This is a genomic window from Gemmatimonadota bacterium (assembly GCA_026387915.1).
Taxonomy (GTDB): domain Bacteria; phylum Gemmatimonadota; class Gemmatimonadetes; order Gemmatimonadales; family Gemmatimonadaceae; genus Fen-1231.
The window spans coordinates 23,256-36,106 of record JAPLKS010000023.1 but is presented as its reverse complement, the minus strand read 5'-3'; the positions used below and the strand labels follow the sequence as shown (position 1 = coordinate 36,106).

At 62.2% G+C, this 12,851-nt stretch carries 7 protein-coding genes; 3 read left to right on the top strand and 4 right to left on the bottom strand.

From position 1 onward, the window contains the following. Positions 1-58 precede the first annotated feature (58 nt). Positions 59-1,522: a family 10 glycosylhydrolase gene (locus NTZ43_15540; GenBank protein ID MCX5768631.1), complete on the top strand. Its 1,464-nt coding sequence runs from the start codon at positions 59-61 to the stop codon at positions 1,520-1,522. 6 nt (positions 1,523-1,528) lie between these two features. Here the strand turns inward: NTZ43_15540 and NTZ43_15535 are convergent, their stop codons facing one another. Further along, the gene (locus NTZ43_15535) at positions 1,529-2,329 is read right to left on the bottom strand and encodes a sulfite exporter TauE/SafE family protein (GenBank protein MCX5768630.1); all 801 of its coding nucleotides are present in this window, start codon (positions 2,327-2,329) and stop codon (positions 1,529-1,531) included. A 19-nt stretch (positions 2,330-2,348) separates the two neighbouring features. Between NTZ43_15535 and NTZ43_15530 the strand changes: the two genes are divergently transcribed. Continuing rightward, positions 2,349-3,593 carry a dicarboxylate/amino acid:cation symporter gene (locus NTZ43_15530; GenBank protein MCX5768629.1) on the top strand — a complete coding sequence of 415 codons (1,245 nt, stop codon included), beginning with the start codon at positions 2,349-2,351 and terminating at the stop codon, positions 3,591-3,593. Between the two features lie 60 nt (positions 3,594-3,653). Here NTZ43_15530 and cysK read toward each other — a convergent pair whose 3' ends face one another. Both cysK and NTZ43_15520 read right to left on the bottom strand, forming a co-directional pair. Continuing rightward, entirely contained in the window at positions 3,654-4,571 is a 918-nt protein-coding gene (gene cysK, locus NTZ43_15525) for a cysteine synthase A (GenBank protein MCX5768628.1), read from the bottom strand. Positions 4,572-4,680: 109 nt separating this feature from the next. After that, the gene (locus NTZ43_15520; protein MCX5768627.1) at positions 4,681-7,878 is read right to left on the bottom strand and encodes a hypothetical protein; all 3,198 of its coding nucleotides are present in this window, start codon (positions 7,876-7,878) and stop codon (positions 4,681-4,683) included. A 262-nt stretch (positions 7,879-8,140) separates the two neighbouring features. On the opposite strand from NTZ43_15520, the gene NTZ43_15515 reads away from it, so the two are divergent. Beyond that, positions 8,141-10,603: an ATP-binding protein gene (locus NTZ43_15515; protein ID MCX5768626.1), complete on the top strand. Its 2,463-nt coding sequence runs from the start codon at positions 8,141-8,143 to the stop codon at positions 10,601-10,603. Between the two features lie 48 nt (positions 10,604-10,651). Here the strand turns inward: NTZ43_15515 and NTZ43_15510 are convergent, their stop codons facing one another. After that, on the bottom strand, positions 10,652-12,745 hold the full coding sequence (locus NTZ43_15510; protein ID MCX5768625.1) for a family 20 glycosylhydrolase: 2,094 nt from the start codon (positions 12,743-12,745) through the stop codon (positions 10,652-10,654). Positions 12,746-12,851: the final 106 nt, after the last annotated feature.

The window sequence follows — 12,851 nt, the reverse complement described above, 5'->3', positions numbered from 1 at the left end:
CAGTGCGAGTGGGGCGTTTGCCCAGCCGCGCGCCAAGCCCGCACCGCAAAGCAGTGCCATGCGATGCCCCGCGAGCGAAGCGGACTGCGTGCCGCCGTCGTTGCGCCGCGAGTTTCGTGGCGTGTGGGTGGCGAGCGTGTCGAATATTGATTGGCCGTCCCGCAAAGACTTGAACACCGCCGAGCAGCAGCACGAGTTGATTGCGATGCTCGATCGCGCGTCGGCGAGTGGGTTGAACGCCGTCGTCTTTCAGGTGCGGCCGGCTGGCGACGCGCTGTATGAGTCCAAGCTCGAGCCGTGGTCGGAGTATCTCACAGGGAAGCAGGGGCAGGCCCCCGATCCGTTTTGGGATCCGCTCGCCTTTGCGGTGAAGGAAGCGCACGCGCGCGGACTCGAGCTCCACGCCTGGTTCAATCCGTATCGCGCCAAGCATCCGAGTGCCAAGGGGCCACTCGCCAAGAGTCATATGGCGCGCCGTCGGCCGGAGTTGGTAAAATCGTACGGCACGCATCTCTGGATGGATCCCGGCGAGCCAGCAGTCCGCGCGCAGACCGTGAAAGTGGTGTTGGATGTGGTGAAGCGGTACGACGTGGATGGCGTGCACCTCGACGACTACTTCTATCCGTACAAAGAAAAGCGCGCCAACGGCTCTACCGAGTTTCCGGACAACGCGAGCTACAAGCGCTACCAAAAGAAGGGCGGCGCCCTCGACCGCGACGACTGGCGGCGGCAGAATGTGGATCAGCTGATTGAGGACCTTCACGCACAAGTCGCCAAACTGAAGCCGTGGGTGAAGTTCGGGATCAGCCCGTTTGGCATCTGGCGGCCCGGCAACCCCGAGACCGTCGTGGGCTTTGACGCGTACACCCAACTCTACGCGGACTCGCGGAAGTGGCTGCGTGAAGGGTGGGTGGACTACTTCACCCCCCAGCTCTACTGGGCCATTGATAAGCAGGGGCAGCGCTATCCGGAGCTGTTGCAGTGGTGGGTGGATCAAAACGTGCAACAGCGGCATATGTGGCCGGGCAACTACACGAGTCGTGTGAGTACGAGCGCGTCGGCGAGTGCCTGGCGGCGCGACGAGTTGGTGGCGCAAGTGCGCGCGACGCGCGAGCAGCCGGGGTCCACGGGCAATGTGCATTTTTCAGCGCGTGCGTTTCTCGACAATCCCGACAGCGTAGCCACGGCACTCGCGCAGCAGGTGTATGCGGAACGAGCCTTGATTCCAGCTTCTCCGTGGATGGGGCGCGAAGCACCCTCGGCTCCTACCGTCGGTGTCGACAAGGGCGACGGGGACGATCGGCTCGCGCTCACGCCCACGGGCAAGAGCGTGGTGCGCTGGTGGCTCGTGCAAATGCGACATGGCGCGACGTGGCAGTCGCAGCTTGTGGACGGCGCGCGGCGAAAGGTGCCGCTCCGTGAGCTCGGGAGCGATTCGGTGGGGCCCGCCGAGGTGATTGCGGTGACGGCGATCGACCGCGTGGGGAATGCGTCGCCGACGGTGGCGGTGCGGACGCCCTGAGCTCTGTTACCGAGCGTGCGAAATTTGCTCGTAGAGCAGCCAGCCCCCGCTCGTGAATCCAATCAGCCCAATGGATGCGCGAACGACTGACTGTGGGACGCGCTGCGCCAGCAGACTCCCGAGCCCCCCGCCAGCGATGGCGCCGACGGCCATCGTTGCGGCGAGTGGCCAGACCACGAGTCCTTTCACAATGAACGCGCAGATCGCGACAAAGTTGAACGTCACGGCAAACGCGAGCTTGAGCCCGTTCATCTGATGGATGTTGGTGAACCCCATCAGCGCGAGTGCGGCGAGCATGATGAGCCCCGCGCCCCCGCCGAAGTAGCCGCCGTAAATCGCCACAAAGAAGTGAAAGACTAGGAAGCCGCGCGGCGGGATGTGTGATGTGGCCTCGTCGGTGCCGTGCGTGCGGTAGCCTAGTTGCCGCCGGAGCAGATCAAGCACCGGCCGCTGCGCGACAAACAGCGCTGTGGCCAAAAAGACGAGCCATGGGACGATCTGGTCGAACCGCGCCTGCGGCGTGAGGGTGAGCAGCACGCCACCAACCAGCCCACCGAGCACGCTGGGAATGACAAAGTGGGTCGCCCACTGGCGCGCGGACACCAGTTCTGCGCGGTACCCAAATATGGAACTCATGCCTCCCGGCCAGAGTGCCACGGTGCTCGTGGCATTGGCCATGAGCGAGGGCACCCCCAGCCCGATCAGGGCGGGGAAGACCAGCAGCATTCCGCCACCGGCTATGGCGTTAGCCGCGCCGGCTAAAACGGCGACTCCGGCGACGGCAACATGTTGCGCAGGCGTGAGCATACAATGATCTTAGCGACCTATGAGAAGATTCGCGCGAAATTTGACGGTGCAAGTGCTCTTCGCGGTGACCTGCGGCGTGATTCTGGGGGTCCTAGCCCCCGATCTGGCCAAGCAGATGAAGCCGGTGGGCGACACCTTCGTGAAACTGGTGAAGATGGTGATCGGGCCGATCATCTTCCTCACGATCGTTCTGGGCATTGCGAACATTGCCGACATCAAGAAGATCGGCCGAGTCGGGGGGAAGGCGTTTCTCTATTTTGAGATCGTCACCACCTTTGCGCTTGGCATTGGTTTGGTGGTGGTGAACGTGACGCAGCCTGGCGCCGGACTTGATGTGAGCGCGCTCGCGAAGGGAGACGCTTCGGCCTACGCGACGCAGGGAAAAGCGCTGACCTTTGTGGACTTTCTCACGCACATCGTGCCCTCAAGCCCCGTGGCGGCCTTTGCCGACGGCGATATTCTGCAGATAGTCTTTTTTGCCGTGATGTTCGGCTTCGCGATGGTGGCGATTGGCGGCAACGCGGCGCCATTGAGCGATGTGTTGGAAAAGACGCTCGAGGTGTTCTTCAAGATCGTGAGTATGATCATGAAGGTGGCGCCACTCGGCGCGTTCGGCGCGATGGCGTTCACGGTGGGGACGTTCGGCCTGCGTACGCTGATTCCGCTCGGGCGCTTGATGGCGGACGTCTACCTGACGATGGCGATCTTCATTTTTGTAGTGCTGAACCTGATCGCGCGTTGGTACGGCTTCAGTTTATGGAAGTTCCTGCGATTTATTCGCGAAGAGATACTAATTGTACTCGGTACGTCGTCGAGCGAAGCCGCACTGCCGGGGCTGATGAATAAGCTTGAGCGCTACGGCTGCGCGCGGCCGATTGTCGGGCTCGTGGTGCCGACGGGCTATTCGTTCAATCTCGACGGCACGAGCATTTACCTGACGATGGCGACGATCTTCCTCGTGCAGGTGCACGGCAAGCAACTCGGGATTGGCGAGCAGCTGGCCATCCTCGGCATTCTGATGGTGACGTCGAAGGGCGCGGCCGGCGTCACGGGTTCGGGGTTCATTGTGCTCGCCAGTACGCTCGCCGCGGTGCGCGTCGTACCGATTGAAGGCGTCGCGCTCCTGCTCGGCGTGGATCGTTTTATGAGTGAAGCGCGCGCGATCACGAATCTCATTGGCAACGGCGTGGCCACGCTCGTGATTTCGCGGTCGGAGGGGGCGTTTGACGACGCGAAAATGGCGGTAGCGAACAACGGCGGCTGAGCGCGGAGCGGTGCGGCAGATGCTGTGCGCCGCAACGCTCGCGCTCCGATGCACGGGTTTTTACTCCGGAAACAGTCCCTCGACCGACAGGTAGCGCTCGCCGGTGTCGTAGCAGAACGCGAGCACCCGCGCGTTCGCGCCGAGTTCCGGCAGTTTTTTGGCGACCGCGGCGAGTGACGCACCGGACGACGGCCCGATGAAGATCCCCTCCTCGCGCGCCGCGCGCCGCGCATAGTCAAACGCTTCTTCCTCGGTCACTGAGATGGTACCGTCGATCGTGGCGCGGTTGACCACGGCTGGGACAAACCCCGGTCCGATGCCCTGAATCTTGTGCGGGGTGTGTGTGCCGCCGGCGATCACCGATGACTTTTCCGGCTCGACGGCGAACGTCTGCATGGCGGGGAAGCGCGTCTTGAGCGCTTCGCTCACGCCAGTGATGTGACCGCCCGTCCCGACGCCGGTGATCAACGCATCAAATCCCTCGGGGAAATCGGCGAGAATTTCCTGCGCGGTGGTGCGACGGTGGATGTCCGGATTGTCTGGATTCTCGAACTGCTGCGGCATCCATGCCCCAGGCGTCGCGGCGACAATTTCCTGAGCCCGAGCAATCGCGCCTTTGATCCCCACTTCGCGAGGCGTGAGCTCGAGAGTGGCGCCGTATGCCTTGACGATGCGGCGCCGTTCCACGGACATCGATTCCGGCATCACGAGAATGAGTTTGTATCCCTTGGCCGCCGCCACGAGCGCGAGTCCAATCCCCGTGTTGCCTGACGTCGGCTCGACAATTGTCGCGCCGGACTTGAGCACGCCGCGTTTCTCAGCCTCCTCGATCATGGCCAGTGCAATACGATCTTTGATACTGCCACCGGGATTCGCTCGTTCGAGTTTCAGCCAAACTTCAACGTTGGCGCCAAATAGCCGATTAATGCGAACGTGCGGTGTGTGACCGATCGTGTCGAGAATGCTTGCGGCTCGCATGGCGGAGATCCTGGAGGCGGGATACAAACTGGGGGATGACGATAAAACGCCGGGTGCGCCGCGCGAGTTCCGCGGCACACCCGGCGTTCACTTGTCTGGCCCCCAGCGCTTAGCGCTCTTCGAAGAACCCACCACCGCCAGCGCCCGTGCCGCTCACGCGCTCCACTTTGAGCGTCTGCGACTGTACGACCGCTGTGCCGATGACGAGCGACAGCTTGTAGGTGCCCGTCTCAACCATCGAGGCCTGCCCACGCCCCTGCGTGAAGAGGCGATCGCCGAAACCTTGGAAGGCGCGGAAGAGACCCGAGAGTTGCCCCATATCGGGCATCGCATCGGCGGCTGGCGCGCCTTCACCGCCCGCGCGTCCCGCCGGTGCACCGGCGGCTCCACCAGCACCGCCACGTCCACCGGCCGGCGTCGCCTGCTCGCCGGGGCGTTCGTTGAAGCGCTGCGGGCCTGCGCCGCGTCCACCACCGCCAGCGAATGCGGGGCCGAACTGCTGCATCAAGCCCATGAGTCCCTCGGGCGAGTTAAGCGCCGCACGCACGCGATCGATCAACATCTTGGGAACGGTGCCTTCTTTCTCGAGTGAATCGAGCGTCGTGAGCAGTTTGCGTTGGTTGACCACGCTGTCGCGCAGCGCCGCCGGCGACAACTTGGCCGCGACCGTCGGGGCGGGACGGCCGCGCATGTTCCAGGTGACGCGCGTGATGCCAGCGGCACCGGATGCATTCTGTGCATACACGGTGTCACCGATCGCATCTTGCACGACGAGTTTTACACCCGTGGCCGATTGCGCCAGTCGGTACGCGAACTCCGCACCATACGTGGGGCTCTGCCCTTCGAACTGTTTGTGTCCGACATCACCACCATTGATGGTGCTTTCACCGTACTGAAAGGCCGTCTTGGGCGCGAAGAGATAGTTCGCCTTGGCGAGTACTGTGCTATTCACTTGCTCAAGAGCGTGGATGTCGACAATCCAAATCGATCGACCGTGCGTGGCAGCAATCAGTTCGCCGTCGCGCGGGTGAATCTGCAGATCGTGTACCGGCGTGGTGGGCAACCCCGTGTGGAACCGCGCCCACGACTTGCCTTGGTCAATGGACACATAGGCGCCGGTCTCCATGCCAACAAACAGCAACTTGGCATTCTTGGGATCTTCGCGCACGACGTGCACGTAGTCCACGCTCCCCTTGGGGAGATTGTTTACGATCGAGGCGAAACTCTTGCCGCCATCAGCCGTCGCGAACAGATACGGTGCGAAGTCGCCGTTGCGGTGATTGTCGAAACTCACATAGAACACATCATCGTTGGCGTACGACGGCTCGATGCGCGAGACGTAGGTCCCAGCGGGTAGGCCAGGGAACCGGCCGGTAAGGTCGGTCCAGTGGGCGCCGTCATCCTGCGTCGTCCACACCTTCCCGTCATCGGTGCCGGCATAGAGCCACCCCGCGTGGCGCGGCGACTCGTTGAGCGACACGATGGTCGAATATGTTTCGGCGCCGGTCGCGTCGGTGGTGATGCCGCCGGTTGTCTTGGTTGAGATGCGGATCTTCATCGTGTCGCGCGTCGTGAGATCGCCCGAGATGAAGAACATGTCGTCGCCGAGTTTGGTGCTCTTGAGCACGCGATTGGCGCCGAAGTACACCGTCTGCGCGTTGTGCTTGGAGATGAAATACGGTGTGTTCCAGTTCCAGCGCAGATCCATCGCCGCAGAGTCAGCAAGCTGCCGCGCGCGGAAATCGTCCACTTTCTTTTTGACATCCTTGGCGAGCGGCTTGGTGGTGTCGCCGCGCGTGACCACGATGGAATCTTCCCACTGGAGATACACGGGACGCCACTGCGGCTTGCGCATGCTGGAGCGTTCGCCGGTGGCGAAGTTGGCGCGACCGATGGCACCACCCTGCGATTCCGAGAAGATAATATTCGGATCTTCCGCGCTCTGCGCCGTCACAAACCCATCGCCACCGCCCACGTTGTGCCACATCGCGTTGGTGATCGAGCCGCGCTGGCGGCGGCTCGGCCCGCACCAGCTGCCATTGTCTTGCAGGCCGCCACAGACGCGGTAGGGAATCTGAAAATCATAACTGACGTTGTAGAACTGACCGATGGCAAGCACGTTGAGGAAATCGTAGTTGCCGCCACCGTCCCAGCTCTGGCTCACGCCGCCGTCGTCACCGACGATGATGTGCGACGGGTCCTTGGGGTCAATCCACATGGCGTGGTGATCGACGTGAATTCCCTGCGTGGCATTCATCGCCGTCTTGCCACCGTCATTGGACACCTTCACCGGCGTGGACGACCAGTACACGCGATCCGGGTTGTTCGGCGTCACACGCACCTGCGAGTAATAGAACGGACGCGTATTCTCGTCGTTCATTTTGGTCCACGACTTGCCGGCGTCCGCTGAGCGATAGAGGCCGCTCGGGGATTTCTGTGCTTTGACTTTGGCGTCCTCTTTCGTGTTTGCCGCCGTGTCAGCTTCGACCATCGAGTACATAACATCCGGATTCGACAACGCGATAGCGATTCCGATGCGACCCTTGGTCGTTTCCGGGAAGCCATTTCCCTTTACCTCGGTGAAAGTCTTGCCAGCATCGGTGCTTTTCCAAAGCGCCGAGCCAGGGCCACCGGAGGTGAGGAAATAGGGGCCGCGGAGGCGTTCGTAGCTCGCCGCCCACACCACGTCCGGATTGCGCGGATCAAGTGCCACGTCCACAAAGCCGGCGCTATTGCTGATGAACTTGATCTTTATCCAGGTGGCGCCACCGTCAGTGGTTTTGTAGAGGCCGCGGTCGGCGTTTGTGGTCCATGCGGCGCCCAGCGCAGCGACATACGCCGTGTTGGGATCGCTCGGATGCACCACAATACGACCGATGTGCTGCGTTTCCTTGAGTCCCATGAATTTCCACGACTTGCCACCGTCGGCGCTTTTCCAGAGTCCAGCGCCAGGCGACATCGAGTTGCGGGAGTTCGGCTCGCCGGTGCCGTAGTACACAACGTTGGTGTCGCTGGGTGCGATGGCAATCATGCCGCCGGACGAGACGTGCGCGGTATCGAAGACGGCACGGAAGGTGGTGCCGGCGTTCGTGGTCTTGAGGAGCCCACCGCCAGCAGTCGCGACGTAGAAGGTGCGTGACGGCCAGGGAATGCCCTGCACGTCGGTGATACGGCCGCCCATGTTGGCCGGTCCGACACTCCGCCAGCGGAAGGCCGACACGGTGGCGCTGTCGAGCTGCTGGCCACCGAGTGAGGCGGCGGCAAGCGCGAAGGCAAAGACAAAGGCGAGCGATCTGGGGGTTCGCATAGACTGTGTGAGAAAGAGGAAATGAGCCGGAATGGTGCCGCCTTATATGGTATGGTGGGTTTCCCCCGACGGGAGGGGTCAGGTGTTCTCTCTTGTCCGAGAATGGTCAGGGGCGCACATTCCGAATCATCCCCCCCCCCTCCGGAGCCGTTCGTCGGCTCCGCTCCGGTTACTTTCCCGCCGCCCCCCAGCCGTGCTCCTGGAACACCGCGATGCAGCGGGAGAGATCGTAGGCACCAGGCTCTCGCGGCTAGGGATCGCCGTGCTGGTGTTGACGTGGGTGTATGCGCTGGGATTTATCGGCGTACTCCTGCTGCGACTCGGCGTTCCGACTCGGCAGTTCGAAGAACTGGGATTCATTCCGCTCACGATCCTGCCAGCGGTCGGTTGTTTCTTCGCCGGTCGCCGTGCGGAAATCGAAGCGAGAGAACGGATGGCGTGGCGGTTGCTCGCCGCGGCCTGGCTGGTTGTGGGACTCGGCGCCATCGCCTCTGAGGCCCTGCCAGACGCTCGGTGGTTCGGCATTACCGCGCAAGATTATTTCGACGCCTACGCTAGCCGATTGTTGTCGCTGGTTGGGTTCAGCCTCCTGCTGGTGCGCCCCCGCGGACGGTATGCCTACGCCAAACTCGGTGTGGAAATTGCACTCGTGTTGCTGGTAACGGCATCGCTCGCGCTGTACTACCAGTTTGATGGTGGCGGCGAAAGTTTTACGCGTGCCATCGGGAGTCACGACACGCCTGCTCTTGCCGCTACATGGATGGAGCTGGCGATCCTGCTCGTGGTCACGGCCACCCTACACCGGTCGCCGCAACTACCAGGTGGTGCCGCGTTGCAGTTGATCGCTATTTCCAAATTTGCGACAACCGTCGGCTTCTTTTTGTCCGAAAGCGCACGGTTGCATGGGCTGGAGGCAGCCCGTCAGGCCGCGGACATCGTCTGGGCTGTGTCGGCCGCCGGCTTCTTCAGTGGAACGCTCCTGTACGCTTCCGTCAATCGTGAAGGTGACGCGTTGCGCCAATGGCCGCGCGACATGCGTGTGCTGCCGTACATCTCGATGCTGACGATCGGGCTGTTAGTGGTACACGAAGTCACCGATGACACGATCGACGGGCCATCGATCGCGGCACTAGCGCTCACGCTGCTGATTGGATCGGCCTTGATTGTCCTGCGTTTACTAATTGCAGGCCGGCAAATCGCCTCCGCTGCCGAGCAACGCGGTGCGCAGGCGCAGCGACTGAACACATTGGTACGCCGATCCGCTGAGGCGCTGGTGATTCTGGATACCGGCGGACGGATCACATTCGCGAGCCCCGCCGTCGAAATGCTCTTGTGGGCGAGTCACGAATCGTTGCTGGGGCGAAGCATCAGTGAATTCGTGGCGGCTCGGGATCGCGCGGAGGTGGAAAAAATGTGCGGCGATCCCGAAGACGGTGCGATCATCACCTGGCAGACCAACATGGGCGCCGATGCCCGCGACGTGGAATCTCAGGTCACCGATCTGCGATTCGACGACGAAGTGCGCGGCGTGGTCCTCCATTGCCGCGATGTCACGCAGCGCCGCCGTCACGATCGCGAATTACGGCAAACGCAAAAACTCGAAGCGGTGGGGTTGTTGGCGGGTGGCATCGCCCACGATTTCAACAATCTCCTCACGGTCATCAAAGCGAACGCCGAGTTGCTTCATATTGATCATCCGGCGGTCGGCGTGACGGAACTCGAAGACATTGCCCGTGCGTCAGAGCGCGGCGCCTCATTGTGTCGCCAGTTGCTGGCCTTCAGTCGATCGGGGGCGCCGGAACGCGAATCGCTGGACGCGGCGGTGCTGATCAACGACATGGAGCCGATGCTTCGGCGCGTGCTCCCGAAAGCGGTGCAGCTCGTGATCCATGGCGAGCCAGGCGAGGTGTGGACGAACGGTGATACGGTGCAACTCGACATCGTCCTCATGAACCTCGTCACCAACTCGTGCGACGCGTTGCCGAATGGTGGAGTGATTTCCGTCGAGACCTCTATCTTACAGGTGAGTCAAGGCGACGCGTGGCAGCAGCGGGCGGTACCACACGGTTCGTATGCGCGGCTCACGGTTACCGATGATGGGGATGGCATGAGCGACGAGGCGCTGGCGCATGCCTTTGAGCCATTCTTTACAACGAAGCCGACCGGCAAGGGTACGGGGCTTGGACTCGCGACGGTGCACGGCATTATCACGGCGCATGAGGGCTTTGTCCGTATCGACTCCGCCCGTCAGCGTGGAACGACAGTCACCCTGCTCCTCCCGCTCGCCGTCAGTGCGCATGAGCGGCCGCGGGTCGTGACGCCGATGCGAACCACCGCCGAGGGTCGCGGCCGCATTCTCGTGGTGGAGGATGAGGAGGCGATTCGGGCACTGATCGTCCGCTACCTGACGCGAGCGGGCTTCGACATCATGGAAGCGCCCGAGGGGGTGTCGGCGCTGGCGATACTAGAAGCCGAGTCGTGGAAGGTGGACCTCGTGCTCTCCGACATGATGATGCCCAAAATGAACGGCGGCACGCTGGCGCGTCGCGTGCTGGCGGCAAACCCCAATATTTCGGTCATCGTGATGAGCGGCTACGCGCGCGAAGACGGATCGGGACAGGCAGCGCTCCCTGAACAAGTGGTGCATCTCGCCAAGCCCTTCACGATGAGCGAACTCGGCGGTGTAGTGCGCGCGACCCTGAAACTCACAACGGGTGCATCCTGAGCGGACGCACCCGTTGTGTTGGTGTTCTGTTGCCGTGCGCGTGGTCGCTCAGGGTTGAATGACGGGCCGCGGACGTGGGAACCCCAGTTCTTCCGGTGGCGGCAACTTCTTCGTGCGATTGAGCACGGAGCGCGCCTGATTGATTTTGTCGCCGCGCGCAATCCACAACTGCGCACTCGCATCGAATCGATTGAGCACGTTGTGTAGCCAGTACGGCCGGTTCTCGGCGAGCCAAGATTTTTCGTAGAGTTCACGCCCGAGCACATAGCCGTCGCGCAGATCCTGTGCACGACCGTTGATGCGCGAAGAAATTTCATTGAGGTCGTGTCCCGGATTGCCGCCCGGCTCGCCAGCGTTCGCGTAGAGCTGGGCGATTTCGTCGGCCAACTGGAACTTCATGCCAATGAAATCCATGCGTCGCGCGCCCATGTCGATGGCGTCGAGGACTTCCGGTTCGCGGATGCCTTTTTGTTGGCGCGCCTGCGCAATCAGCACGATGGCGCTTTCGGCAAGCACGCGATAGTCGTGCGAGACGACCTTCAGTTTCTGCGCGGCGATCTGGCCATCGGGCGTGTACGGATCCAGCCAGTAGAGTTCGTTGGTCGCCTCGCCCACGCCAGATTTTTGCAAGAGCACGTGGGCCTGCGCGAGCTTGACCATCGCCGCGTCAATCTTTCCGCTCGCGTCGCCGTGGAACTGCAGGCCGTAGCTCCGCTGAAAATCTTCGATGGACGATTCGCCCGGCTGCCAACTCGCGGCCGCACCAAAAATGAAGCCATACCAGGTCTGATTGAAAATCGCCTCGCCGTCATCGCCCCAGGTGGTGTTGATGACGCCGGTGGAGCCCATCTTCTGGCCGTCGCGAATGAAGCCCTGAATGTTGCGAAGCGCGATGTCGTTGTTCGGGAAGACGCGGTTCCACACGTTCACACCAGGCGCGACCCACGTCTCAATACCAGCATCGGCAAACGGTTTGACATAGCGCTCAAAATTTTTGGTGCTCCAATAGTCCCAGCCAACCGCGATCATGTCTTTGGGGAGCAGTTTGACGAGATCGCCATGGTTTTGTGCCACGTCGCCCCAGAACAACAGGCGCTTACCACTTGGACGAAGCGCGGCTTCGATGTCTTTGAGGAAGTTGAGATAGACCGGACCGATGCCTTCCTTGAGTACACGCTCTTTGGTGCGGCCGAGTCCGAGTTCAAAGGTTTCGTCGGCGCCGATGTGGACGAACTTCGACGGAAAGAGTGAATCAATTTCGGCGAACCAACTCTTGATGAGCGGGAGCGAGTTTGGGTCGCCGGGCGCGAGCACATGCCCATGGGGCGTTTCGCCCAACGGCGCGTAGATGTCGTATTTGAGCACGTGGTGGAGGTGACCAAAGGCCTCCTGCTCTGGAATGACATCCACGTGGTACTTGCGCGCGTATGCCACGAGCGCGCGTACGTCTTCACGGCTCGTGCTCCCACCCGGTGGCGCGATGAGCGGATTGTTGGCGTACTGCAGCGTGTGCTCGTAGTACGGAGAGAACACGTTGAGTTTGTAGGCCGCCAGCACGCGGATCTGCTTTTTTTGGAACTCGAGCGTCGGCACCCGTCCGCGGGAGAGGTCGTCTTGCCAGCCGCGGTACTTCATCGCGGGCCAGTCGCGGATGACCGCGAGCTGTACGTGGGGTGATCCGCCTTCGGTGTGGATGAGCTGCTTGAGCGTCTGCGCGCCATAGAACATGCCGGCCGCACTGGCCGCCACGATATGCGCGTTCTCGCCCGTCGTGATTAGCACATACCCCTCGGCCTTCATCGCATTGGTGAAGGTGAGGTGGTGGTCAGCGAGAATCTTGTCAGCGGTCGCCGTGCCGACCCGAGCAAAGGTGACGCGATATGGGCCGTCCGCCCCGCCGACGATAGCCTTGAACCCGCGATCCTTGAGGAACTCGGCGAACTCCTGTGCCGCGAACCGGTCATCATCGTTGATTGCGCCGGCGATGGTCATGGTCTTGGGCAAATCAGCCATCCCAGCGGCGGCGAGCTCGCGCGGCTTGGGAATGAGCCGAGGATCGTCGGCGAGGCGAGAGGCGCGAGCGTTCGCAGGAAGAGCGAGCGCAACCAGTAGGGCGGCGATAAACGGGCGGAGCCTATTCATATGGTTGTGGCGCGCGCTGAGGTGGCGGTGGCACGGGACGATCCATGCTTGGAATGTCGGAGCGGAGCAGTGACTGGGCAAGAGCAAATTGCCTGCCGCGCCGGCA